Annotated in this window: 22 protein-coding genes; 6 read left to right on the forward strand and 16 right to left on the reverse strand. The window is 71.4% G+C overall.

Translation table 11 applies throughout. From position 1 onward, the window contains the following. Window positions 1-42 precede the first annotated feature (42 nt). The 3 genes from AMO33_RS11360 to AMO33_RS11370 all read right to left on the reverse strand — a co-directional run bounded on the left by AMO33_RS11360 (window position 43) and on the right by AMO33_RS11370 (window position 2,263). Window positions 43-510 (reverse strand): VOC family protein, encoded by a 468-nt coding sequence (locus AMO33_RS11360; protein ID WP_011208322.1) that lies wholly within the window; start codon window positions 508-510, stop codon window positions 43-45. Window positions 511-599: 89 nt separating this feature from the next. After that, complete coding sequence (locus AMO33_RS11365) at window positions 600-1,322, reverse strand: hypothetical protein (protein ID WP_240327482.1); 723 nt, start codon at window positions 1,320-1,322, stop codon at window positions 600-602. Further along, window positions 1,319-2,263, reverse strand: coding sequence for a hypothetical protein (locus AMO33_RS11370; protein WP_060593433.1), 945 nt, complete (start codon window positions 2,261-2,263; stop codon window positions 1,319-1,321). The genes AMO33_RS11365 and AMO33_RS11370 overlap by 4 nt, the downstream gene beginning before the upstream one ends. 122 nt (window positions 2,264-2,385) lie before the next feature. Between AMO33_RS11370 and lspA the strand changes: the two genes are divergently transcribed. The 3 genes from lspA to AMO33_RS11385 are packed head-to-tail and all read left to right on the forward strand — an operon-like array spanning window position 2,386 to window position 4,760. Beyond that, entirely contained in the window at window positions 2,386-3,054 is a 669-nt protein-coding gene (lspA, locus tag AMO33_RS11375) for a signal peptidase II (RefSeq protein ID WP_060592515.1), read from the forward strand. Then, window positions 3,051-3,977, forward strand: coding sequence for an RluA family pseudouridine synthase (locus AMO33_RS11380; protein WP_060592517.1), 927 nt, complete (start codon window positions 3,051-3,053; stop codon window positions 3,975-3,977). The genes lspA and AMO33_RS11380 overlap by 4 nt, the downstream gene beginning before the upstream one ends. 36 nt (window positions 3,978-4,013) lie before the next feature. Further along, entirely contained in the window at window positions 4,014-4,760 is a 747-nt protein-coding gene (locus tag AMO33_RS11385) for a hypothetical protein (protein WP_060592519.1), read from the forward strand. Between the two features lie 10 nt (window positions 4,761-4,770). Here AMO33_RS11385 and AMO33_RS11390 read toward each other — a convergent pair whose 3' ends face one another. Together AMO33_RS11390 and AMO33_RS11395 are read right to left on the reverse strand one after the other, a co-directional pair. After that, complete coding sequence (locus tag AMO33_RS11390) at window positions 4,771-5,589, reverse strand: PhzF family phenazine biosynthesis protein (protein WP_060593434.1); 819 nt, start codon at window positions 5,587-5,589, stop codon at window positions 4,771-4,773. Between the two features lie 98 nt (window positions 5,590-5,687). Then, window positions 5,688-8,108: a cation-translocating P-type ATPase gene (locus tag AMO33_RS11395; protein ID WP_060592520.1), complete on the reverse strand. Its 2,421-nt coding sequence runs from the start codon at window positions 8,106-8,108 to the stop codon at window positions 5,688-5,690. Between the two features lie 83 nt (window positions 8,109-8,191). Here AMO33_RS11395 and rarD point away from each other — a divergent pair, with 83 nt between their 5' ends. Together rarD and AMO33_RS11405 are read left to right on the forward strand one after the other, a co-directional pair. Further along, entirely contained in the window at window positions 8,192-9,124 is a 933-nt protein-coding gene (rarD, locus tag AMO33_RS11400) for an EamA family transporter RarD (RefSeq protein WP_041560824.1), read from the forward strand. A 71-nt stretch (window positions 9,125-9,195) separates the two neighbouring features. Then, window positions 9,196-10,131, forward strand: a complete 936-nt coding sequence (locus AMO33_RS11405) for an ADP-ribosylglycohydrolase family protein (RefSeq protein ID WP_060592521.1) — start codon at window positions 9,196-9,198, stop codon at window positions 10,129-10,131. 64 nt (window positions 10,132-10,195) lie between these two features. Here AMO33_RS11405 and AMO33_RS11410 read toward each other — a convergent pair whose 3' ends face one another. From AMO33_RS11410 to AMO33_RS11420, 3 genes are all read right to left on the reverse strand, one after another. Next, complete coding sequence (locus tag AMO33_RS11410) at window positions 10,196-13,450, reverse strand: arabinosyltransferase domain-containing protein (RefSeq protein ID WP_060592523.1); 3,255 nt, start codon at window positions 13,448-13,450, stop codon at window positions 10,196-10,198. A 112-nt stretch (window positions 13,451-13,562) separates the two neighbouring features. Next, window positions 13,563-14,120, reverse strand: a complete 558-nt coding sequence (locus tag AMO33_RS11415) for a hypothetical protein (RefSeq protein WP_011208311.1) — start codon at window positions 14,118-14,120, stop codon at window positions 13,563-13,565. A 37-nt stretch (window positions 14,121-14,157) separates the two neighbouring features. Further along, window positions 14,158-15,462 (reverse strand): DNA polymerase IV, encoded by a 1,305-nt coding sequence (locus AMO33_RS11420; protein WP_240327549.1) that lies wholly within the window; start codon window positions 15,460-15,462, stop codon window positions 14,158-14,160. 278 nt (window positions 15,463-15,740) lie between these two features. Between AMO33_RS11420 and AMO33_RS11425 the strand changes: the two genes are divergently transcribed. Next, entirely contained in the window at window positions 15,741-16,625 is an 885-nt protein-coding gene (locus AMO33_RS11425; protein ID WP_076574018.1) for a UTP--glucose-1-phosphate uridylyltransferase, read from the forward strand. Here AMO33_RS11425 and AMO33_RS11430 read toward each other — a convergent pair. The 8 genes from AMO33_RS11430 to pgeF form a co-directional block, all read right to left on the reverse strand. After that, window positions 16,622-17,185: an NlpC/P60 family protein gene (locus AMO33_RS11430; RefSeq protein WP_041560010.1), complete on the reverse strand. Its 564-nt coding sequence runs from the start codon at window positions 17,183-17,185 to the stop codon at window positions 16,622-16,624. The genes AMO33_RS11425 and AMO33_RS11430 overlap by 4 nt on opposite strands. Before the next feature lie 358 nt (window positions 17,186-17,543). After that, window positions 17,544-20,672 (reverse strand): isoleucine--tRNA ligase, encoded by a 3,129-nt coding sequence (ileS, locus tag AMO33_RS11435; protein ID WP_060592524.1) that lies wholly within the window; start codon window positions 20,670-20,672, stop codon window positions 17,544-17,546. Between the two features lie 287 nt (window positions 20,673-20,959). Further along, window positions 20,960-21,154 carry a hypothetical protein gene (locus AMO33_RS11440; RefSeq protein ID WP_011208306.1) on the reverse strand — a complete coding sequence of 65 codons (195 nt, stop codon included), beginning with the start codon at window positions 21,152-21,154 and terminating at the stop codon, window positions 20,960-20,962. Between the two features lie 62 nt (window positions 21,155-21,216). Continuing rightward, complete coding sequence (wag31, locus tag AMO33_RS11445) at window positions 21,217-22,062, reverse strand: DivIVA-like cell division protein Wag31 (RefSeq protein WP_011208305.1); 846 nt, start codon at window positions 22,060-22,062, stop codon at window positions 21,217-21,219. Window positions 22,063-22,128: 66 nt separating this feature from the next. Continuing rightward, window positions 22,129-22,431, reverse strand: a complete 303-nt coding sequence (locus AMO33_RS11450) for a YggT family protein (protein ID WP_041560822.1) — start codon at window positions 22,429-22,431, stop codon at window positions 22,129-22,131. Between the two features lie 89 nt (window positions 22,432-22,520). Further along, window positions 22,521-23,363 carry a cell division protein SepF gene (locus AMO33_RS11455; protein ID WP_041560009.1) on the reverse strand — a complete coding sequence of 281 codons (843 nt, stop codon included), beginning with the start codon at window positions 23,361-23,363 and terminating at the stop codon, window positions 22,521-22,523. Window positions 23,364-23,470: 107 nt separating this feature from the next. Further along, entirely contained in the window at window positions 23,471-24,226 is a 756-nt protein-coding gene (locus AMO33_RS11460; RefSeq protein WP_060593436.1) for a YggS family pyridoxal phosphate-dependent enzyme, read from the reverse strand. A 59-nt stretch (window positions 24,227-24,285) separates the two neighbouring features. Continuing rightward, window positions 24,286-25,020 (reverse strand): peptidoglycan editing factor PgeF, encoded by a 735-nt coding sequence (gene pgeF / locus AMO33_RS11465; protein WP_060592526.1) that lies wholly within the window; start codon window positions 25,018-25,020, stop codon window positions 24,286-24,288. Window positions 25,021-25,141 lie beyond the last annotated feature (121 nt).

The following is a 25,141-nucleotide window of genomic DNA, read 5'->3' on the forward strand; positions in this document are numbered from 1 at the left end:
GGGGATCGGGTCCGCCGCCCGCGGCGATTCGGCTGTGCGGATTCAGGATTCGCCGAACAGTTCGGCCATGCGCCGGTCCATCTCGTCGGGTGGGACGTCCTCGACATGGGTGGCGACCGTCCAGCGGTGTCCCCACGGGTCCTCGAAGGAGCCGGTGCGGTCGCCGTAGAACTGATTGCCGACCGGGGCGATCTCCTTGGCGCCCGCCTCCATCGCCTGGCGGAACGCCTCGTCGACGTCGCGGACGTAGACGTGCAGGTTCACCGGTGTCCCGCCGACCGCTTTCGGGTCGAAGAACCCCATGTCCGGGGCCGGGTCACCGAGCATGATCACCGATTCCCCGACCAGCAGTTCGCAGTGGGCGATCTTGCCGTCGGGGCGCGGCATGCGCATGCGCTCCGTCGCGCCGAGCACCTGTTTGTAGAAGTCGATCGCGGCCGCCGCGCCGTCGATCGCCAGTCCCGGCGACACCGCCGGGTATCCGTCGGGTACGGGTTTGACATCGGACATGACAGACCTCCGGTCGAGGCGTTTCGTCGGACACGGCGAGCCTATGCCCGCCGCGCCGGCCGCGACCCCGGATCGGCCCGCCGGGCAGGCTACGGTTCGGTGACGCCGCGCAGCTTGCGCACCTGCGCGGCGGTCAGTTCGGCCAGCAGCGCCGGGTCCGAGGATTCCGGCGCCGTCACCGAGATCTGCGCCAGGGTGGTGCCGACCTGCACCAGCGCCACGTGCGCGACCAGCGTCAATCCCTCGCTGGTCATCAGCAGTTCGAACGCGGTGGCGGCGTCGCCCGCGGGCGGCTGTGCCAGCGCACCGAGGCGGTAATCGATGCGGGCGTCGTCGGCGTCCTCGCCGAAGTACTCGGTGCAGCCGCGCAGCGTCTCCTGCACGGCGGTGAACGCCGGACCGACGGCCTCGGGCCGGTAGCTGGCCGCGTCGATGTCGATGCTGGCGAAGTCCGGGCCGTTGTAGGCCACGGCGGTCCAGGCCAGCGCCTCGGGCCGCTGGTGGCCGAGTTCCATGAGCACCTTGCCGCAGCCGGGCGGGGTGGTCGGTGCGGGCACGCCCGCCTGCTGTCCGGGGGCGTCGGTGCTCGGGTCGTAGGCGGCGGTCATCCCCGCGGGCAACTCGGTGTCGGCGAGCAGCCGCAGCGCCAGCGCGTCGGGACTGGTGAACGGCTCACCGGTCGCCGGCGCGGCGGGGACGACCGTACCGAGCGGGGCGGCAGGCGGCGGCGCGGCGGCGTCCTCGGTGTCGGAGCCGCACGCGGTCACCAGCAGCGCGCCCGCCACGGCCAGCGCGGCGACGCCGATCCTCACTCGGCCCACGAGACCTGCGTGGTGATGCTCTGGCGCAGCAAGCTCACGCTGCGCGGGTCACGGTAGGACTGGTGCCCGCCGACGGTGATGGACCCGGCCACCGGCAGCGGCAGCCCCAGATCCACGGTGATGGTGCCGTTGCCCTCCATCACGTAGTCCTCGATGTCGAGCGTGCCCGCGTCGTTGGGCAGCGTCCAGGACGTGGATTTCGGCGTCTGGGTGACGGCCAGCTCGATGGTGAGCCGGTCGCCCTCGCGGCGGGTGAGCGTCGCGGTGGTCACCTGGTCCAGGGTCACCCCGCCGGTCACCTTCTGGTGCACCCGCCAGACCGCGCCCTCGCCGACCGGCTCGTCGGGGAACATGATCGAGCGGTACACCGCCTGGTAGAAGGCGTTCTCCAGGGCGGCGCGGGCCGCGTTCGGGGTGTCCGGGCCGGGCGCGAGACGCAGCGCGGTGATCGCACCGTCGTCGCTGAAGTCGAAGCCCGCGTGCGAGCCGTCGGCGGCGGTGAGCGCCTTGCTCAGCAGCGGGTCGGGGGTGGTGACCTCGCCGAGGGTCAGGTCGACGCCGTCGGCGCTGGTGTGCGCGGTCATCGGGATGGTCAGCGCGGGCGCGGAGAAGTCGCGCGACGGCTGGTCGTTGATCTGCTGCTGGATGCGGTGATCGGTGCGCAGCGTCACCTGCTGCTCGGTGCCGGGAGCGAAGGTGGGCCGCAGCACGGCCCGCGGCTCCGCGCCCGGGGAGACCAGCGTGGCGGCGGCCACCGAGATGGGCACCGTCACCTCCTTGCCGATGCCGAGCGGCTCGGTGCCGTCGGTGCTCACGGGCGCCTCGACGTCGTCGGCGGCACAGCCGACGCCGAACGCGGACAGGCCGACCGCGAGCGCGACGAGCAGCGCGCCCGGCCGCGCGATCCGGGGCAGGTGGGGAGAAGACAACACCGTCACGAGCAACAGGGTACGACCGCTTCCTGAGTGTCAGCTGGGACGTCCGCCGCCACCGCCGCGGCGTACCGCACACGCCGGGAACGGAGGCGCGGCACCGGCCGCGGTCCGCTCGAGAGATGATGATCGGCGTGAATGACGACCAGCGGCCGCCGCTGCGCCTGCGCACCCTGCTGATCATCGCGTTCTGTCTGTACGCGCTGGATCTGCTCACCAAGTGCCTCGCCGTCGCACTGATCGACCCGGGCGAGCCGGTGCCCGTCATCGGTGATTTCGCCCGGTTGGCGCTGGTGCGCAATCCGGGCGCGGCCTTCTCGATGGCCACCGGGATGACCTGGTTGCTGACGCTGATCGCCACCGCGGTGGTGATCGGGGTGATCCGCATCGGCCGCACGCTGCGCTCGCTGTGGTGGGCGATCGGCCTCGGCATGGTGCTCGGCGGCGCGCTGGGCAACCTGACCGACCGGCTGTTCCGCTCCCCCGGCCCGCTGCAGGGGCACGTGGTCGATTTCGTCGCCGTCGGCGATTTCCCGGTCTTCAACGTCGCCGACTCCGCGATCGTGTGCGGCGCCACGCTGCTGGTGGTGGCCACGGTGTTCGGATTCGAGCCGGACGGGACGCGGGTCGGCCGTGACGACGAGAACGATGACGCCGCGAACGAGGACGGCACCGACACCGCCACCGCGGGCGAGGACGGCACCGCCCCCGAACCCGACCGGCCGAGCCCGCCGCCCACCGATTCCGAGCGCAAGGGATCCGAGAGCAAGGGAGAGGAGAACGCCGCGTGAGAGAGACCAGAGCCATGCCGGTCCCCGACGGACTCGACGGGATGCGGGTGGACGCCGGGTTGTCCCGGCTGCTCGGGCTCTCCCGCACCGCGGTCGCGGCGCTGACCGCCGAGGGCTCGGTGCAGTTGGACGGTGTGCCCGCGGGCAAGTCCGACCGGCTCACCGCGGGTGCCTGGCTCGAGGTCGAGTTCCCCGAGCCCAAACGCGAGCTGACCGTGGAGGCCGCGCCGGTGGAGGGGATGAAGATCCTCTACGCCGACGACGACATCGTCGCCGTCGACACGCCGGTCGGGGTGGCCGCGCACACCGGCGTCGGCTGGTCCGGGCCGACCGTGGTGGGCGGGCTGGCGGCGGCGGGGTACCGCATCTCCACCTCCGGTGCGCACGAACGCCAGGGCATCGTGCACCGGCTCGACGTCGGCACCTCCGGGGTGATGGTGGTCGCCCAGTCCGAGCACGCCTACACCGTGCTCAAGCGCGCGTTCAAGCAGCGCACCGTGTCCAAGCGGTACCACGCGCTGGTGCAGGGCCATCCCGACCCCAGCAGCGGCACCATCGACGCGCCGATCGGCCGCGCCCGCGGCAACGACTGGAAGTTCGCGGTGACCGCCGACGGCCGCCCGAGCGTCACGCATTACGACACGATCGAGGCCTTCCAGGCCGCCAGCCTGCTCGACATCCACCTCGAGACCGGCCGCACGCACCAGATCCGGGTGCACTTCTCGGCCATCCGCCACCCCTGCTGCGGTGATCTCACCTACGGCGCCGACCCGCGCCTGGCCGAACGGCTCGGCCTGCAACGGCAGTGGCTGCACGCGCGCACACTCGGCTTCCACCACCCGGCCGACGGGCGCTGGCTCGAGATCACCAGCGAGTACCCGGACGATCTGCGTCATGCCTTGGACGTGCTGCGCGATGCGTGAGCACCCCGCCGGGCATGCGAGTGGGCGGTAGCGCCAATGCTGCGCGGCGTCGGCGTGGTCGTGTCGGCCGCGCTGCTGGTGGGCTTCTTCGCGGTGCTCGGCGTGCTGGTGCCGCCGCGTGAGTCCGGCGTCGGGACCGATCGCCTCGGGCCGGAGCACGGCGAGGCGGTCGCGGACTACCGTGCCCGGGCCCGGCAGTCACTCGACGGCGCGGACACCGCCGAGCGGTGGGCACTGGTCTCGTTCACCGCGCCGCTGCCGCCGGGACAGCTCACCGGGCTCGGCGCCGGCCTGCGCATCGCGCAGGTGCTCTACCAGGTGCCGATGCCGCGCGTGCGCACGCCGCTGACCGTGGTGCCGGTCCCGGCGGGTGCGGCGGCGGTGCTCGCCTCGGCCGAGGCCGCCGCCTCCCAGCTGCGCGACGCCCTCGACCCCAAGGCCCTCGACCCCGACGCCCTCGACGACACCATCGACCCCGACGCCCTCGACCCCGACACCATCGACCCCGACACCATCGACCGGAATACCGCCGACGAGCGCTATCGTCGCGTCCTCGGCGTCGCCGCGCAGCGGTTGACCGACGGCTGCGCCTGCGCCGTCGGGGTGGTCGTGCGCGGGCCGCTGGACCGGCTGCGCACCCTCGCCGAGAATCCCGCCGTTCGTGCCGTGGAAGCACTGCCCGCCGACGCGATCGCGGGACGCTTCGGGGTGGTCCCGTTGCTGCCCGAGCACGTCGACGTCGTCGCCCCCGGCCCCGACGACGGGCCGGTACCGGACCGGTAGCGCCGCAGGCTCATTCCGGCAGTGTCACCACACCGTCCAGGTACCGGCGGCAGCGCCCCAGCAGCAGCACCCGGTCCCCGACGAGCTCGCAGCGCAGTGTGCCGCCGCGCCGGGAGAGCTGGCGCGCCACGAAATTCGTGCCGCCCAGGCGCGCCGCCCACAGCGGGACCAGTTGCGCGTGCGCCGATCCGGTGACCGGGTCCTCCGGGATGCCGACCGCGGGCGCGAACACCCGCGAGACGAAATCGACCTGCTCGCCCGGCGCGGTGACGATCACCGCGCGCGCCAGCGGCGGAAACGAACCGAACAGCGGATTCACCTGCCGCACTTCACGTTCCGACTCGACGACGAGCACCTCGTCGGTGCCGGTGTATGCGCGCGCGGGACGGACGCCGAGCGCGGCGACGAGGGCGGGGTCGGGGTCGATCTCGACGGAGGTCACCGCGGGCAGGTCGAGCACGAACTCGTCGTCGTCGGTGCGGTCGACGTGCAGCCAGCCGCTGCGGGTGAAGAAGCTGACCCGGTCCTCGCCGGGGTGGATGTCCGCGAGGATCTGCGCCGCCGCGGCGAGTGTCGCGTGCCCGCACATGTCCACCTCGGCGCGCGGGGTGAACCAGCGCAGGTGGAACACCGGCCGATCCGGCGGCGGTGCGACCGCCTCGGGCGGTAATTGCGAGGTGTAGAAGGCGGTTTCGGCGAGGTTGTTCTCCTCGGCCAGGTTTTGCAGCAGCTCGTCGGGCAACCAGGACAGCAGCGGCATGACCGCGGCCGGGTTGCCGGAGAACGGTGCGTCGGCGAACGCGTCGATCTGGTGCAGCAGGACCTCCATGATCTCCAGAAGGTACTCCACGACCGAATGCCCGCCGCGCACAAGGCTTCTCGCGGCGCGGCGGGTCGAACGACCACTTTGCCGCCGCGCCGGCCCGGTCAGGCGCTGCCGCCGGGCGAGGCGGGGATCAGCCTGCGCCGCCCGTCCTCGGCCGCGCCGAACCACCACGCGATCTCCACCAGCACGATGCCCACCGCACCACAGGCGAACGCCGCCCCGGTCAGCGCGAGGTTCGAGGGATCGAGCGCGAAGAACTCCCGGGTGAACGGCACCGTGAACAGCACAACGTAGGCGAGCACCGACACCGCGATCAGCACGACCTTCCACCACACATAGGGCCGCGCCACGATCGCCAGCACCCACACCGCGATCATGATGAGGGTGATCAGCGCGGTGGTGCCCGCCTGCACCTTCTGCTGCTCGCTGGCCTGTGGCCCGGCGTAGGCGATCAGGTACGCCACGAACGTCGCCGCGCCGATCACGACGCCGGAGGGGATGGCCTGGCGCATCACCCGGGAGACGAAACCGGTACGGGCGCGCTCGTTGTTCGGTGCCAGCGACAGGATGAACGCGGGAATACCGATGGTGAACCACGCCGCGATGGTGACGTGCCGCGGCAGGAACGGGTAGCCGATCGGTTCGTAGCCGAACACCTGCGAGCCGACCCCGGCCAAGCCGACCAGGAAGGCCAACAGCACCGAATAGACCGTCTTGGTGAGGAACAGGTTGGAGACCCGCTCGATGTTGCCGATCACCCGGCGGCCCTCGCCCACCACGTACGGCAGGGTGGCGAACTTGTTGTCCAGCAACACGATCTGGGCGACCGCGCGAGTGGCCGGGCTGCCCGAGCCCATCGCCACCCCGATGTCGGAATCCTTCAGCGCCAGGACGTCGTTCACGCCGTCGCCGGTCATCGCGACGGTGTGCCCCCGCGATTGCAACGCGCCCACCATGGCACGCTTCTGGTCCGGGCGCACCCGGCCGAACGTGGTTTCGCGCTCGAGTACGTCGGCCAGTTCGTCCCGGTCGTCGGGCAGCGTGCGGGCGTCCACGGCGTGCTCACCGCCGGGCAGGGCGAGCGAGGAGGCCACCGCGCCCACCGAGACGGCGTTGTCGCCGGAGATCACCTTGATCGCCACGTCCTGCCTGGCAAAGTAGTCGAGGGTGTCGCGCGCGTCCGGGCGCACCTTCTGCTCCAGCACGACCAAGGCGGCGGGCCGCACCACGCCGGGCGCGTCGGGGGCGTCCACCGGCCGGTCGCTGCGCGCCAGCAACAGCACCCGCAGCCCCTGCGCGCCCAGTTCCTCGGCGGCCCGCGCGTGCTCGGACTCGCGGTCGAGCAGCACGTCGGGGGCGCCGAGCAGCCAGTCGCCGTGCTCGCCGAAGGACAGCCCGCTCCACTTCTTGGCCGAGGAGAACGGCGCGACCGCGGTGTGCGTCCAGCCGGGCGCGTCCGGCAGTGCCTCGGCGATGGCCTGCACGCTGGCGTTCGGGCGCGGGTCGTCGGCGGCCATCGCGGCCAGGGCGGCGCGCACCTTCGCCTCGTCCTCGTCGTCGAGCACCCGCACCTCGGCCAGCCGCATGCCGTTCTCGGTGAGCGTGCCGGTCTTGTCCGCGCACACCACGTCCACCCGGGCCAAGCCCTCGATGGCGGGTAGTTCCTGCACCAGGCACTTGCGCCGGCCCAGCCGCACCACGCCGACGGCGAACGCGATGGAGGTCATCAGCACCAGGCCCTCGGGCACCATCGGCACCAGCGCGGCCACCATCCCGGTGACCGCGGGCCGCCACGACTCGCCGCTGGAGAACAGCTGGTTGTAGATGCTGAGCAGGCCCGCGGGCACGAGCAGCACGGTGATGAACTTGAGGATGCGGTCGATGCCGCTGCGCAGCTCCGAGTGCACCAGGGTGAACTTGCTGGCCTCCTCGGCCAGCCGCGCGGCGTAGGCGTCGCGGCCCACCTTGGTGGCCCGATAGCAGCCGGAACCGGAGACCACGTAGCTGCCCGACATCACCTGCGCGCCGACCGGTTTGTCGATGGGATCGGCCTCGCCGGTGAGCAGCGACTCGTCGACCTCGAGCAGCTCGGACTCCTCGACCACGCCGTCGACCACGATCTGGTCGCCGGGGCCGAGCTCGATCAGGTCGTCGAGCACCACGTCCTTGGGCGAGATCTGGCTCGCCACCCCGTCGCGGCGCACCGTGGGCTTGGCCTGGCTGACGATCGCCAGCTGGTCCAGGGTGCGCTTGGCCCGCACCTCCTGGATGATGCCGACGGCGCTGTTGGCGACGATGAGCAGCCCGAACATCCCGTCGATGAGCGAGCCGGTGCTCAGCACCAGCAGGAACAGCACGCCGAGGATGGCGTTGATGCGGGTGAAGACGTTGGCGCGCACGATGTCGCGCACCGAGCGGCTGGCCCGGTCGGGGACATCGTTGGTGAGCCCGTCGCGACGACGCTGCTCGACCTGCGCCGCGGACAGTCCGGCGGACCCCGACAGCTGCTCGGTTGTGGTCATGATCGCCAGCCTAAGCCCGGTGGCGCGGGCGGCCGAACCGGCCCGCGCCGGTCGTGTCGGCGCGGGTGGGTACCGTCGGGGGCGTGCGAACGGTCACGGCGGTTCCGGGGGTGGTGTTCGGGACGAGCGCCTACCTCGCCTGGGGGCTGTTCCCCGCCTTCTTCGGTCTGCTGGCCTTCACCGGCGCGGTCGAGGTGCTGGCGCAGCGGATCCTGTGGACGCTGGTGGTGGTGCTTGTGGTGCTCACGCTGGCCGGCCGGCTGCGTGAGTTGCGCGGTATCGACGCCCGCACGTGGCGGCTGGCCGGGCTGGCCTCGGCCGCGATCTCGATCAACTGGGGGGTCTACGTCTACGGCGTCACCTCCGGGCACGTGGTGGAGTGCGCGCTCGGCTACTTCGTCAATCCGCTGGTCACCGTGGCGTTCGGGGTGCTGATCTTCCGCGAACGGCTGGCCGTGGCGCAGTGGGTGGCGCTGGGGCTGGGCGCGCTGGCGGTGGCCGTGCTCACCGTCGACTACGGCAGGCCGCCGGTGATCGCGCTGACGCTGGCCTGCTCGTTCGCGCTGTACGGGCTGGTGAAGAAGGTGATCCGGCTCGACGCGCTGCGCGGTATCGCCGCCGAGGGCCTGCTGTCGGCGCCGTTCGCGCTGGCCTACGTGATCGCCGGGCTGCTCACCGGCACGAGCGCGCTGCTGACCGGGCCCGCGCACGCCGCTCTGCTGATCGCGACCGGACCCGTCACCCTGGTGCCGCTGCTGCTGTTCGCGGTCGCCGCCCAGCGGGTGCCGCTGTCGACGATGGGCCTGCTGCAGTATCTGACCCCGGCGTTGCAGATGGCGTGGGGGGTCGGCGTGGCGCACGAGCCCATGCCCGCCTCGCGGTGGGCCGGGTTCGCCCTGATCTGGCTCGCCCTGGCCGTGTTCACCGCCGATGCCCTGGTTCGCGGTCGCCGCACGCGCCGGGCCGCCCGCAGCCGGGCCGAGGATCCGGAAGGTGTTGCGGGACCGGCGGGTTGACGGCGTCGCCAGTGGCGGTAGATTGACCGGTGGGCGCGGGGGAAGCCCCGCACAGGCGAACAGGGGGGATCGTGAACGAATTCGAAGACAGAGTCGCCGGCGTGCTGCTGGGCACCGCGGCCGGTGACGCGCTGGGCGCCGGGTACGAATTCACCCATCCCGGCCCGGACCGGCCGATCGAGATGATCGGCGGCGGGCTCGGCAATTTCGCACCGGGCGAATGGACCGACGACACGTCGATGGCGCTGGCGATCGCGCTGGCCGCCGACACCAACCCGCCCGGCCTCGACCTGGACGTGGTCGCGGCCAACTTCGTGCGCTGGTACGACTCGCAGCCGCCGGACATCGGGGTGCAGACCGCGAAGGTGCTCTCGGTGCGTCCGGAATCGGCCGAGGCGATGTGGCGGCAGTCGATGGCGATCGAGGGGCGCACCGGCGGCAACGGCTCGCTCATGCGCACCGCGCCGGTCGCGCTGGTGCACCTGGACAGCGCGGCCGACTGCGCGCGCGTCGCCGGGCAGGTCAGCATGCTGACCCACCGCGACCCGCAGGCCGAGCAGGCCTGCCGGATCTGGTCCCTGGCCATCCGGCACGCCGTGCACGCGGGCGATTTCCAGGGCGTGCGCGCCGCGGTCGCGACCCTGGACACCGCCGACACCTGGCACCGGCTGCTGGACGAGGCGGAAACGCTCTCGCCACAGCATTTTCCGAACAACGGCTGGGTGGTGCACGCGCTGCAGACCGCGTGGTGGGCGATCACGCACGCGCCCGCGACCGGTCCCGAGCATCTGCCCGCCGCGCTGGAGCTGTGCGTGCGCGCCGGTGGCGACACCGACACCACCGCCGCCATCGCGGGTGGGCTGCTCGGCGCGCGCTGGGGCGCGTCGGCGGTGCCCGCCGAGTGGCGCGCGATGTTGCACGGCTACCCGGGGCTCACCGGCGAGGACCTGGTGGACCTGGCGCTGCGGATCACGCGCGCCGACCGCCGCCAGCCGACGAACGGCTGAACTCGGACCGGTGCCAGCCGTCCCGCGCGGCTGTCACCGGTCGGTCTCGGTACGCCGTGCCGTCTCAGTACGCCGTGTTGATGTTCCCGGGCGACCACAGCCCGGAGTGATCGCGTTCGGTGATGTCGGGCCTGGCCGCGACGGCGGTGTCGTCGATGCGGGTGAACTGCTGGAGTTCGCCCCAGTCGCGGTCCCAGTCACCGTTCAGATAGGTGGCCAGGGTGCGCGCGTGCAGCAGCATGCCGGTCCAGCCCAGCGGGCCGCCGCTGTCGTGGCTCTGCCACAGGTTCGTCACCGCCGCGCCGCCGCGATCGGGCAGGATGCGGTAGGCGGGGATCTCGGCGATGCCGTGGCGGTGGTCGAAGGGCCGCTGGTGCGGGAACTGCAGCCCGACCATCCAGTCCACCAGCGCGGGCTGTTCGGCGCCGACCAGTTCGTCCAACGTCACGGTCTGCGGCACCCGCGGCGGGGTGACGGCCAGCCACTGTTTGGGGTTGCGGTCGCGGTCGGCGGCGACGATCCGGATGACGTCGGCCTGGGCGGGGATGTCGGCGAAGGGCACCCGCAGGTTGCGCCACGACGGCGCGGGCCCGATGTCGATCGGGGTGACCCGGCCCAGCGGCCGCGCGGTCTCGCCGGATTCGGTGACGCCGTATTCGATCTCCACGGACTGGCCGGGGGTGACCACACCGTCGGCGTCCACCGAGCGGATGCGGCCCGCCGCGCTCAGCGCGATGATGCCCGCCCGGTCTTCGGGGCGAGGCAGCCGGTACCAGCCGGTGGTGAGTTCGGCCGGGCCGCTGTCACCGGACCGGTAGCTGCCCAGCACCGGCACCCGGGCGGGATCGAGGCCGAACGGCAGGGCCGCGGTGGCGGTGCCCGCCTTGTCCTCGGCGGAGGTCTTGGTGGTCAACGCGTCGGCGATGCTGCCCGAGGTGTTGTCCTCGGCGTCGGCGCGCAGATCCTCGGCGACACCCGCCGGGGTGAACCCGGTGCCGGTGCCCGCCAGGGTGGTCACCGCGTCGCCGGTGAGCGGTTCGAGCATGCCACGGTTGGGGTCCTGCTCGACCAGCACGTGCCCGGCCAGCCCGAACGGCTTGCCGGTGACGGCTTCGATGTTGGCGCGCGCCAGCGAGAACGACTCCCCTTGCGCGACCGCGGCTTTGGCGAACGAGCCGAGGTCCCAGACCAGCGCGAGCGCGAGGGCGAGGGTCAACGGCGGCAGCGCCGAGGCCCGCCGGAGGCGGCGTGAGATCCGGTGCGGCACGCCGGAATCCGGTGTGCGCACATGCCACCACGCGGCCACGGCCAGCAACAGCACGGCCAGCGCCAGGAACATCCGGTTCAGCCCGATGCCCGCCACCGCGGGCGACTTGTCCCACCACGGCATGCCGTAGGAGGACACGTACCACCAGCCGTTGGTGCCGGAGAAGACCAGCGCCAGCAGGAACGCGATCCCGGCGGCGAACAGCGCGCGGTTGCGCGGCGCGCGCAGCACCCGCGGGCTCACCGCCATCGCCGCCAGCACCGCGACGCCGCCGGCGAGCCCGGCGTAGACGCCGAAGTGGTGCGTCCACTTGGTCGGGGTGATCATGATCAGCAGCAGCGCACCCGCGGTGGTGCCGAGCAGCCTGCGGGCGGGCCCCGGCGCGGTGAGCGGGATGCGCCCACCGCGGCGCAGCAGCACCGCCACGCTCACGAACAGCGCGGCGAACATCAGGAAGATGCCGATCCGGCGCCCGATGGACCCGTCGACCTCGGGCTGGAACAGGTACTGGTAGCGCAGATACTCCTGATACCAGGGCACGTCCGGCCCGATGGCGTGGTGCACCCGCTGCATCTCGAGCGCGGCGCTGAGCGGCTGGTCGGCGAAGGACACCGCGAGCACCAGCACGCCCGCCGCGGCCAGCGGCGCCAGCAGGGTGGCGTAGCCGAGCGCCCGCTGCCGGGTGCCGCTCGCCGTCGCCGTCACCCGGGCCATGATCGTCCGCGCCACCGGGCGCAGGCCGGCCAGCAGCGCGGCGAGGCAGATCACGCCGGAGGGCCCCGCGGTGATGGTGAACGCGGCCACCAGGATCGCCACCGCCGCGGGCAGCAGCCGCCGGGTGGCGACCGCGCGCTCCATCGAGCACCAGGTCAGCAGCAGGCCGAGAGCCACCGGGGGCTCCGGGCGCAGGCCGTTGTTGTAGGGCAGCCAGACGGCCAGGAAGGCCAGCGCACCCGTCCACAGCGCCAGCCGGTTGTGGCGCACCAGGACGCCCAGCCGCGGCACCACCTCCCGGCTCAGCAGCAGCCACACCAGCATTCCGGCGAGCAGCGCGGGCAGCCGCACCCACGGGCTGGCCGTGCTGACCTCGGTCATGATCCGGATGAGGTCGTAGTAGGGGGTGCCGATCGGGTTCTCCGGCACGCCGAAGTAGGCGAAGTAGTTGGCCATGTAGCCGGAGACGCCGGATACCCGCGCCATGCCGAACTGGTAGCCGTCGTCGGAGGTGGTGGCGCCGATGAAGTGCCACAGCACCAGCACGCCGAGCACGACGCCGTCGACCACCGAGAGGCTGCGCAGCCGCGGCAGCAGCCTGCGGTTGCGCCTGCCGTCCTCGCGGTCGATGCGGTGCAGGGCCACCAGTGCCACGGCGGTGGCCAGCAGCGCCAGCCAGATGGCGGCGCGCTTGAGCGGTGTCGGCGTGGAGGAGAAGCGGGAGTCGATCTCGGCGGTGACGACGGTGCCGTCGGGGGTGGCGAGTTCGCTGTAGATGCCGACCAGCTGCGGGCGGTAGTCCCCGTCGAGGCGGACGGTGCTCGCACCGCCGGTGTAGCCGGTCAGCTCCGCGGTGGCGGCGGTGGCGTCGGCGTGCACGCGCAGTGCACAGCCGGGTGCCAGTTGCTCGACGGGGACGCTGAACAGGGCGTTGTTGCGCAGCACCACGTCCAGGCGGGCCCGCTCGTCGGCGGTGGCGGTGGTGACCCTGGCCAGGAAGCCGTAGCGCTCGAGATCGGGCGCGCCCTTGGGGCCGGTGGCGGTCAGCACGCCGCCGTCGGGACCGAGCTGGGTGATCGCCGCGCACGGCACGGTGGCGTCGAAGGTCAGCGGGGCGTAGCCGATCAGCGGGGCCTCGACGCTGTCGGGCGCGCCGTTCTGCGGCCAGGTGAGTGTCGCGGCGTCCACGCGCACCGGCAGCAGCGGCACCGCCACCGCGCACAGCGCGCCGATCAGCGCCGCGAGCAGCGCGACCGGTCGCGCCCAGGTCGAGCGCGGAACCCCTTGCGGTGCCGATGTTTTCGCTTCACCCGCGGGCGGGGCTCCCGTTCGCACCATAGTCTCAGCCACGGCGACCGATCGTAACGGTCGTTGCTGAGAAGGGAACCCCGGTGTCCGCAGACGGCGCGCGGCGCGCGGCCCGACCGGTCGCCGGGCCGCGCGTGACGGGTCAGGCGCAGGCGACCGACTGCTGGCCGAGGTTGGTCAGCATGGTGCAGGCCCAGGCCTTCTGGACCTTCCACTTGCCGTCCTCGGCGACGAACGGCACGTCGGCGATGTTCTCCTGGCCGTTGAGCACGATCTTGGCCTTGGCGTTGAGGGTGTCGCCGAAGGCGGTCACATCGGTGACCTCGACGGTGGCGCCGGTGTCCTTGTAGGCCTGGGCCAGGCGCGAGGGCAGCTCGGGATCGGCCTCGATGCCCTGCACCATCTCGAGCTTCTCGGAGTTCGGCACCGCCGGGTCCAGCGCGCGCTGCAGCTGGGTGTTCAGCTCCGCCGCCGTCGGCACCGCGGGCGTGTTCGCCGCGGTGGTGGTGGCCGCCGCGCTGGTCGTCGTCTTGGTCGGCTTCGCGTCGTTGCCGCTGTCGTCACCGCCACACGCGGTGAGACCCAGGGAGGCGACGACGGCGAGGCCGGCGATCGCGATGCGTCCAGTCGTACGAAGCTTCAACTGCTCGTCCTTTGCGTTCGAGTAGGTCCGTGTCGTTACCGAGGCAGCCCAGCACATCGAACCGGCAGCACTGCCCGGTGACCCAGGCTACCGGTCAGGCCAGACTGCCGAGCGGATCCGCCCGGGACAGACTGATGTCGTCGGCGCTGAACGTACGCGCCGGACCGGGTCCTGTCGAACTCGTCTCGAACCGCACGGTCACCACCCCGTGCCCGGCACCCTGCACCCAGCCGTGGCCGTACTCCGGATGTGCCACATCCATTCCCGGATACCAGATCCGCACCGCGGCCGGATCGGCGACGGGTTCGGGCGCGGCCGGTTCCGCGGGCTCGACGGCGGCGTCCTCGTCGACGGGGCCCCGGTCCAGTTCCGGGAACAGCGACTCCTGCCGCACCGCCGACAGCCCCGCGTACCCGACGCCGACCAGCCGGATCGGCCCCAGCTCCACCGGGTCGATGGCCGAACGCTGGGCGGCGGCGGTGAGCGCGGCCAGATCGGTGGTGGCGTACGGCAGGGTCGAGGAGCGGGTGACGATGCTCATGTCCGAGCGCTTGAGCTTGAGCACCACCGTGCGCGCCGCCCGGCCGTCCTTGCCGAGGCGCCGGTGCGCCGCCGCGGCCATCGCGTCGATGGCCTGGCGCAGCGCGGGCATGGTGACGATGTCGGTCTCGTAGGTGTTCTCGGCGCTGATCTGCTTGGCCTCGGCGCGCTCGGTGACCGGCCGGTCGTCGATGCCGCGGGCCAGCCGGTGCAACGCCGCGCCGATGCTGCCGCCCAGCAGCGACACGGCCTCGGACTCGGGCAGGGCGGCGAACGCGCCGACGGTCTCGATCCCCAGTGTGCGCAGCCTGCCCTCGGCCACCGGCCCGATTCCCCACAGCTTGCGCACCGGCAGCGCGGCGAGCAGCCGCTGCTGCTCGGCCGGGGAGACCACCCGGATGCCGTCGGGTTTGGCCAGGCCGGAGGCGATCTTGGCGAGTTGTTTGCCGGTGCCCGCGCCGACCGAGGCGACGAGCCCGGTGCGCTCGCGCACCAGCGCCCGCAGCTCCGCGCAGAATTCGTGCACCCGCGCCACGCTCGCGCCCGCGAGTTCGGCCGGTTCACCGAACGCCTCGTCGAACGACAGCGTCTCCAGCACCGGGATGCGGCTGCGCAGCGCCTCGAAGACCCGCCCGCTCATCTCCGCGTACACGGCCCCGCGCGGCGGCACCACCACCGCGCTCACCCCGACCAGCCGCTTGGCCTGGTGCATCGGCATCGCCGAGCGCGCGCCGTACACCCTGGCCTCGTAGCTCGCGCCCGCCACCACCCCGCGCGCGCCGGTACCGCCGACCAGCACCGGGCGACCGCGCAGGGTGGGCCGGGTCAGCTGTTCGACCGAGGCGAAGAAGGCATCCATGTCGATGTGCAGCACCCACCGCCGCGCGGTGTGCTCGGTGTCACCCGCCCGCTCGGTCCTCACGGACCGGAATCTACGCCTGTCCACCGACAACCCGGCCGAGCCACCGTGGTGGCTGTGAACTTGCTGCCGGTCCGCTGGGGATGAACCCGCGGGCCAGGCCTGCGCCGCGACCGCCGAGACCGGCATTGACCAGGGCCGATAGCCGTCACGTCCGCCGTGCTCGGCGCGGCCGGGAGCGGGCGGTCGGCGGTGGGCGATATGTGATGATCGGAGGCATGAAGATCCGCAAGGCCGTCATCCCCGCCGCAGGCATCGGCTCCCGGCTGCTCCCGCTGACCAAGGCCATCCCGAAGGAGATGCTGCCGGTCGGCGACAAGCCGGTGATCGAGCACACCGTGCGCGAGCTGGTCGCCTCCGGCATCACCGACATCACCATCGTCGTCAGCGGGGGGAAGTCCTTGATCCAGGACCACTTCCGCCCCAATCCCGCGCTGGTCGCCCAGCTGCGGGCCGACGGCAAGACCGCTTTCGCCGACGCGGTGGAGGAGGTGGGCGAGCTGTCCCGGCTCGGCCACATCACCTACCTCGACCAGCACGGTCCCTACGGCAACGGCACCCCGGTGCTCAACGCCGCCCGCACGATGGGCGACGAGCCGATGCTGGTGCTGTGGCCCGACGACGTGTTCGTCGCCGAGACCCCGCGCGCCCAGCAGCTCATCGAGGCCTACGAGCGCACCGGCGCGCCCGTGCTGGCGCTCATGCCGATGGACCCGGCCGAGTCGCAGCGCTACGGCGTGCCGGTGGTCGCCGACGACCACGGCGAGGGCCTGCTGCGCATCACCGGGCTGCGGGAGAAGCCCAAGCCCGAGGACGCGCCGTCCAGCTACGCCGCCATCGGTGGCTACGTGGTGACGCCGGGCATCATCGAGGAGCTGCGGCGCCAGACCGCCGCCTGGTACGAGCACCGCACCGGCGAGGTCTACCTCACCGACGCGATCAACGTGCACGCCGCCGACAACCCGGTCTTCGGCCAGGTCATCCGCGGCCGCTGGTACGACACCGGCAACCCCGCCGACTACCTGGTCGCCCAGTTCGCCTCGGCCCTGGCGCATCCGGAGTACGGCCCGCTGCTGCGCAACCTGGCGGCCGAGCTGGGCTAGAAACGCCGGATGGTGTGGATGACGAACTGGTTCAGCGGGGTCAGCCCCACCGGCACGCCCACGCCGTAGGCGTTGAGCACCTGGCCGAATCCGGCGTAGATGCCCACGTGCGAGGCGTCCGCGTGCAGGATCACCACGTCGCCGGGCGAGAGCGCGTGCAGCGGCACCGCCGCGCCGACCTCGGCCTGCTGCCAGGTCGTGCGCGGCAAGTGCACGCCCACCTGCCGGAACGCCCACTGCACGAGTCCGGAGCAGTCCCAGGTGTGCGGGCCGACGCCGCCCCATTCGTAGGGTTTGCCCACCTGGGTGGTCGCCGCCGCCAGCGCGCCGAGTCCCGCGATGCTGGGCACCGGCAGGGCGGCCGATCCGCTGGAGCTGCCCGAGCCGGAGCCGGACCCCGATCCGGAACCGGAGCCCGATCCGGAACTGCCGGCGCTGCCCGATGCGCTGCCGGTGTCAGCCCAGCCCGCGCCGGCGAGCAACACGCTGGCGACCGTCGCGATCACGAATCCGAACGCGATGCGCCGCAGAGGTTTTCGATACTCGATCCGTCGGGTCATCCGCACGCAGCCTCCTGTCGACCCGTCGATCCGCGACACCGGCACGCCTACGGGACGACGCCGCGGACCACAGTTCGCCCCGGGCGGCCGGAGAGTCGGCGGCCGTGGCGGGGCACATCAGGTAGAACTCGTCGAGCGATCACACAAGCACCAGCAGCCGCATGGGCACCAGGTGCAACACTGGGGATTGTGCCGAAGTCCACGCCGCCCCGACAGTGGATCAGCAAATATCCAGCATGTGATTTACATCACAAAAGTGGGTCGCTCCGGGACTTGTCCGGGCAGGCCCGCGCGGCGCCGGAACCCGCGGCGGTGCATCCGGGCTGCGCGGAGGCACCGTCGCGGGGTCGGGCCTGCCCTACGCCTTCCTCACCGAAGCCCGCACGCCACCGGCGAGTTCGGCGGCCGGCTCGCCCGCCGTGCCGAATTCCAGGCTGGTCGCCAGGATCTCCCCCGCGATCAGGTCGCGGTGGGTCTGCGCCCACGACCGCCGGTCCTCGGGAACCTCGAGCACCACGTGGATGCGGTCGGAGACGTCCAGCCCCAGCGACTTCCGGGTCTCCTGGAGTTCCCGGACGAGGTCGCGGGCCCAGCCCTCGGCCTCCAGTTCCTCGGTGACCACCGAGTCCAGCACGACCAGGCCCGCATTGCCGGGCAGGGCCGCGGTGGACTCCGGCTCGGCCGCGACCAGGCGCTGGGTGTACTCCTCGGGCAGCAGCGTGATCCCGGCGGCGCTGACCACGCCGTCGGCGCTCTCGGTCCAGTCACCGGCCTTGACCGCCTTGATGACCCGCTGCACGTCCTTGCCCAGGCGCGGGCCCGCCGCCCGCGCGTTGACGGCCAGCTCGAACCGGCCGTGCACGGCCACGTCGGTGGTCAGATCGACCTTCTTGACGTTCACCTCGTCGGCCACGATGTCGGCGTAGGGCGCCAGCCGCTCGGCATCGGGGGCGGCGATGGTGACCTCGGCCAGCGGCAGCCGCACCCGCAGGTTCTTCGCCTTGCGCAGGCTCAGCACCGTCGAGCACACCGTGCGCACCTCGTCCATGGTCGACACCAGCTCCGGGTCGGCGGGCAGGTCGGCGGCGGCGGGCCAGTCGGCCAGGTGCACCGAGCGCCCACCGGTCAACCCGCGCCAGATCACCTCGCTGATCAACGGCAGCAACGGTGCGGCCAGCCGGGTCGCGACCTCGAGGACGGTGTGCAGAGTGTCCACCGCGTCGCGGTCCTCGCTCCAGAACCGGCTGCGCGAGCGCCGCACATACCAGTTGGTCAGCGCGTCGGCGAACGTGCGCAATTCCTCACACGCCCCGGCGATGTCGTAGACCTCGAGCGCCTCGGTCATCCCGTCGCGCGTTTGCGCCAGCTTCGCCAGGATGTAGCGGTCGAGCACGTGCGTGGAATCCGTGCGCCATTCGCCCGGCTTCGAGGCGTACAGCTGCAGGAAGGTCCACGCGTTCCACAACGGCCGCAGCGCGTGGCTGACGCCTTCCCGGATTCCGCGTTCGGTGACGATGAGATTTCCACCGCGCAGGATCGGCGAACTCATCAGGAACCACCGCATGGCATCGGAGCCGTCGCGGTCGAACACCTCGTTGACGTCCGGGTAGTTGCCCTTGGACTTGCTCATCTTCAGCCCGTCGTCACCGAGCACGATGCCGTGCGCGGCAACGGTTTTGAACGCCGGGCTGTCGAACAACGCGGTGGCGAGCACGTGCAGGGTGTAGAACCAGCCGCGGGTCTGCCCGTTGTATTCGACGATGAAATCGCCCGGGAAATGGGAGTCGAACCACTCCTTGTTCTCGAACGGGTAATGCACCTGGGCGTAGGGCATCGAACCCGATTCGAACCAGCAGTCCAGCACCTCCGGCACCCGGCGCATCATCGACCGTCCGGTCGGATCGTCCGGGTTCGGCCGGGTCAGCTGATCGATGGCCGGACGGTGCAGGTCGGTCGGGCGCACGCCGAAATCGCGCTCGAGCTCGTCCAGCGAGCCGTACACGTCCACCCGCGGGTAGGCCGGATCGTCGGAGACCCAGACCGGGATCGGGCTGCCCCAGTAGCGGTTACGGCTGATGTTCCAGTCGCGCGCGCCCTCGAGCCACTTGCCGAACTGGCCGTCGCGGATGTGCTCGGGCACCCAGGTGATCTGCTTGTTCAGCTCCACCATCCGGTCGCGGAACTTGGTGACCGCGACGAACCAGGAGGGCACCGCCATGTAGATCAGCGGCTGGCCCGAGCGCCAGCTGTGCGGGTAGGAGTGCTCGATGGTCTCGTGCCGCAACAGCTTTCCGGCGGCCTTGAGATCCTTGATGATCACCGGGTTGGCGTCGAAGACCATCAGGCCCTCGTACGGCGGCACCATCGAGGTGAACCGGCCACCCGGGTCCAGCGGCTGCACCAGCTCGATGTCGTTGGCCGAGCAGACCTCCATGTCCTCCTCACCGAAGGCGGGGGCCATGTGCACGACGCCGGTGCCGGAGTCGGTGGTGACGTAGTCGGCGGCGAGCACCCGGTGCGCGTTCGGATGGCCGAGGAAGAAGTCGAACGGCGGGCGGTAGGACAACCCGACCAGCGCCGCGCCCTCGAACTCGGCGAGCACGGTGGCGTCCTCGCCGAACTCCCGGCTGTAGTGCGAAACCCGTTCGGCCGCCAGCACATACCGCGTGCCGTCGGCGGCGCGCAGGTGCACGTAGCGCACGTCGGGGTGCACCGCGATCGCCAGGTTGGACGGCAGCGTCCACGGCGTGGTGGTCCAGATCAGCGCGTTCGCGCCGTCCAGCTCGCGCAGCGGATGCTCGCCGGGCACGCTCAGCACCATGTCCACCGTGACGGCGGGGTCCTGGCGCATCTTGTACGCGTCGTCGAGGCGGGTCTCCTGGTTCGACAGCGGCGTCTGCTCGTACCAGCTGTAGGGCAGCACCCGGAAACCCTGGTAGATCAGGCCCTTGTCGTAGAGCGACTTGAACGCCCACATCACCGACTCCATGAAGTCGAGATCGAGCGTCTTGTAATCGTTGTCGAAATCGACCCAGCGGGCCTGCCGGGTGACGTAGTCGCGCCATTCCCCGGTGTAGCGCAGCACCGACGACTTACAGGCGGCGTTGAATTCGGCCAGCCCCATCGCGTCGATCTGTGATTTGTCCGTGATACCGAGCTGCTTTTCCGCTTCGATTTCCGCGGGCAGGCCGTGACAATCCCAGCCGAAGCGCCGGTCGACGCGCTTGCCGCGCATCGTCTGGAAACGCGGGATCACATCCTTGACGTATCCGGTGAGCAAATGCCCGTAATGCGGCAGCCCGTTGGCGAACGGCGGGCCGTCGTAGAAGACGAACTCCGCTGCGCCGGAACGGTTCTCGATGCTGGCACGGAAGGTGTCGTCGGCCGCCCATGCCTCGAGCACGCGGCGCTCCAGATCGGGGAACGCCGCCCCGGAACCCGCGCCGTAGTCGACGCGGGGGTATGCGCTGTTGCTGTCGTCCGCCATCGCGGATGCGTCTCCTCGTGCCACCGCGCCGCAGGGCGCGTGTCTGTGTGGGCACGGGGACGACCTCGGCGCCCGGTGCGCCGAAACCGCGGTACCACCCCGTTTGTCCGGCGTCGGACGCACCGGACCTCTCGTTGCGAGCTGTGACGGGCTCACCCGTTCGGTTCTACTGAGCGCCGCCGCGGGCGGTGGCGCCGTTCTTCCGAAGGCTCCCCGGTGATGGCCGGATCGTCGCCGTCTCTCTCGATTCTAGCCAGCGCGGTCAACTCGATATCGCGCCGGTCCGCCTAGCGTCTGGCGTGCCGCCCCGGCGGCGGTGGCGACTCGCTTTCGGGTCTTCGCAGCGCGCTCACCAGCAGCAGCACCGCCCCGATGACGCAGACCACGATGCAGCCCCACGCCCAGATCACCGACCCGGTGGTCAGCGCGGTCACCAGCAGTGCGAAGCCGATCGCGGCGAGGACGAGCGTCACGACGAGCATGCGGACCCCTCAGGTATCCCAGGCGCGTGCCTGCGCCGACCGCCACCCCCGTACCGAGGGCGCTACTTGCCGCCCTTGGCGAAGGAGGCGGGGGCCAGGTTGGTGCCGGTGCCGCTGTCGGCGAAGGCGTCGCCGCCGTCCACCGGAACCGCCGAACCGCGGTTCTCCAGCTCCTCGAGCTGGGACTCCAGGTAGGACTTCAGCCGCACGCGGTACTCGCGCTCGAAGGTCTTGAGCTGCTCGATCCGGCTCTCCAGCACGCTGCGCTGCTGGGTGATGGTCGCCATGATCTCGGTGTGCTTGCGCTCGGCGTCGGCCTGCAGCGCCTCGGCCTTCTCCTTGGCCTGGCGCAGCTGGTTGTCCGAGCGGGTCTGCGCGTCCGACAGCATCGCGTCGGCCTTCTGGCGGGCGTCGGCGATCATCGCCTCCGAGCGGGTCCTGGCGTCGGTGACGAGTCGCTCGGAGTTCGCTCGCGCGTTGGAGAGCAGGTTCTCGGCCTCGGACTTGGCGTCGCTGGTGAGGCGGTCGGCCATCTCCTGGGCCAGGCTCAGCACCTTGGCGGCCTGCAGGTTGGCGTCGGCCGAGGTGTCCTTGGCCGGGGCGGCGGCGACGGGCGCGGGCGGCGCGGCGGGCACCGGCGGCTTGATGGGCTCCGGCTGCGGCTGGGGCTGCGGGACCGGGGCCTTCACCGTCGCGGGACCGGCCGGGCGGTTCTTCTTGGCGTCCGCCAGCTCGGCGTCCAGCTCGGCGACCCGCTGCCGCAGATCGGCGTTCTCCTCGATCAGACGCGAGAGCTCCTGTTCGACCAGGTCGAGGAAGGCGTCGACCTCGTCCTCGTTGTAGCCGCGCTTCCCGATCGGCGGTTTGCTGAACGCGACGTTGTGCACATCGGCTGGGGTCAGCGGCATGGAAGGATCCCTTCACGCGTCTTTTGGAGATCTAGCAGATCTAGCAAGGTATCTTGGCCCATTCTGTCACACCGGAGCTACCGGTTGGCCGAGCCTGCTGACGATCGACATCAGGATGAAGACGATGAATAGCAGGACCATTATCGACAGATCCAGGCGAATTCCTCCCAGAGACACCGGTGGTATCAAGCGCCTCAGGAGTTTCACCGGAGGGTCGGTGATCGTGAAGATCACCTCGAGGACGACGACGACGACGCCGGTCGGCCGCCAGTCCCTGGCGAAGCTACGGATGAACTCGACGATCACCCGGCTGATCAGCAACAGCCAGAAGATGAACAGTACGAAGTACAGCACCGCGAACAAGGCCACCATGCCACTCTGCCCGAAAATCGGCGTCGCGCAAAATGACCACACCGCCGGAGACCGGACACGCTCACCACTCCCCCCGGATCACAGGACTATTTCTGGTTGTAGAAGCCCGTTTCGGCGATCCTGCGGCGCTCCTCGGCCGAGACGTCCACATCGGCCGGTGAGAGCAGGAACACCTTGGTGGCCACCTTGTCGAACGAGCCACGCAGCGCGAACGCCAGGCCCGCGGCGAAGTCGACCAGCCGCTTGGCGTCGGCGTTGCTCAGCTCGACCAGGTCCATGATCACCGGGTTGCCCTCGCGGAACCGCTCGCCGATGATCCTGGCCTCGCTGTAGTCCCGCGGGCGCAACGTCGTGATCTTGGACAACGGACCTCCGTCCTCGAAGATCCCCGGCCTGCGAGCCACCACCGGCTCGGGGCGCATCCGCTCCTCGAGCCTGCGCTCCTCGGCCTCGGGATCGACGGCGAGCGCACCCCTGGTGGCTCCCCGCAACATCGGCGCGCCACCACCGGCACGGAACCGGCCCGAGGAGGGCGCGGCATCGATGCGGGTGGGGCGCCGCGGCGCCTCGTAGCGGTCCTCGCCGTAGGCGTCCTCCGGGTAGTCGTCGCGGCGGGCGACGGGGTAGCCGGACTTGTAGGACTTGTAGGCGGGCTCCGGGTAGTCGGCGTCCTCGTCGAACCGGTCGGCACCGAACCGGTCGGGGCCGAAGCGCTCGGCGCCGAACCGCTCGGGTCCGAAACGGTCGGCGCTGTAACGATCTTCGCCGTAGCGATCGGCGCCGTAGCCGGCGCGCTCGGAGTACGGACGGGGTCCGCGCGCGCCACCGCGCTCGCTCGCGCGGGGTGCGCGGTCGTCGACGTAGTCGTCTTCGTAATCCTCGAGCGGAACCATGCCGAAGTACGCCTTGAACTTGTGCAGCGTGCTCATCTGGTCGACCTTCCTTCGGCCCCGGTGGCGGCCGGGTGTTGAAGTCTTGCTCAGCCCCTCGTCCGTCCCAATCTTATGTGTCATATGTGACTGATGAGGTTTCTTTGCTAGCCCGAGGTTATCGGTCGCGCACCCATCAAGGCGGTACCGACACGCACACACGTGGAACCGTGTGCGATCGCGGATTCCAGATCCCCGGACATTCCTGCGGAAAGCTCCCGCGCACCGGGGTGGCGCGCCAGGATCCGCGTGTGCAAGGTCTCGAGAAGGGCGAACGCGCTATCGGGCTCGGCGTCCAGCGGCGGAATGGCCATCAGGCCCGCGAGCTGCAGTCCTTCCGCGGCGGCGATCCGGTCGGCCAGCGCGTCCAGCTCGGCGGGCACGACGCCGCCCCGGGCCGGATCGGCGTCCAGGCTCACCTGCACCAGCACCCGCACCGGTTCGGCGCGCTCGCCCGCGGCCAGCGCGGCGCACGCACCCCTGTCAAGAGCCGTTGCCAGACGTTCGCTGTCCACCGAATGCACGGTGTGCGCCCACCGGGCGACCACCTTCGCCTTGTTGCGCTGCAACCGGCCGATCATGTGCCAGGCGATACCGTCGAGTCCGCTCAGTTCGGCCACCTTCGCCGAGGCCTCCTGCTCGCGTGACTCGCCGAACTCGCGCAGTCCGAGGTCGTAGAGGATCGCCACGTCACGGGCCGGGAAGAACTTCGTCACCGGCAGCATCCGGACCGAGTCCGGCGCGCGACCGCTCGCTCGGCAGGCCGCCTCGATGCGCGCCAGCAGCGCGTCCAGATTCGCCGACAGCTCCGCGGCGCGCGCGGCGACCGCGTCGGCGACCGGCGTCCCCGCCGCTCCACTCACACCCTGCACCTTTCCCCAACCTCCCGGCTCGACGTCGTGGATACCCCGGCCGCCGCGGTTCACACGCCCGCGCGGGTGTCCATCCAGATGACCCCGGCCAGCCTGCCCGTGGGAGCGCCGCGTCGGTGACTGAACAACGTCTTGTCCTCGATGGTGCAGCGCGGATCGACCGCGACCGCGCCGACGCCCGCCTCGGTGAGCTGCCTGCGGATGCCCGCGCGCAGGTCGAGGCCGGGGGTGCCGCGCACGGTGGTGGTGGCGCTGCCGGGCAGATGGGCCTCGACGTCGTCGCGCATGGCGGCGGGCACCTCGTAGTGGCGGCCGGAGGCGGCCGGGCCGAGGAAGGCGCCGATCCGCTCGGGCCGGGCGCCCTGGGCGATCATCACCTCGAGCACCCGCGGGACGATGCCGATGCGGGCGCCGATGCGGCCCGCGTGCACGGCCGCGATGACGCCTGCCTCGTCGTCGGAGAGCAGGATCGGCACACAGTCGGCGCTCAGCACCACCAGCGCCAGATCGGGCACGGTGGTCACCAGCGCGTCGGTGGCGGGCACCGGCTCGTCGCGCGGACCGTCGACCACCTCGACGTTGCGGCCGTGGATCTGCTCCATCCACACCAGTCGCTCGGGGGCCAGGCCGATCCCCTCGGCCAGCCGGACGCGGTTGCGCCGGACGGCGGCCGGATCGTCGCCCACGTGGTCGCCGAGATTGAACGAGTCGTAGGGCGGCGCCGAGAAGCCGCCCGCCCGCGTGGTGGTGACCCGGCGGACGGTGAGCGTGGAGGCAACTGTCATGCGTCCGAGCGTAATAGCACCGCGCGAGTGCGGCGGCGCGCTGCCGCGGCACCCGATGAATCATGCTGGTCGGTCGCATGATTCGGCCGCGGGCACGCCACCGGCGCCGGTGCCCGCACCG

This window comes from Nocardia farcinica, from assembly GCF_001182745.1.
GTDB classification, from domain to species: Bacteria; Actinomycetota; Actinomycetes; order Mycobacteriales; family Mycobacteriaceae; genus Nocardia; species Nocardia farcinica.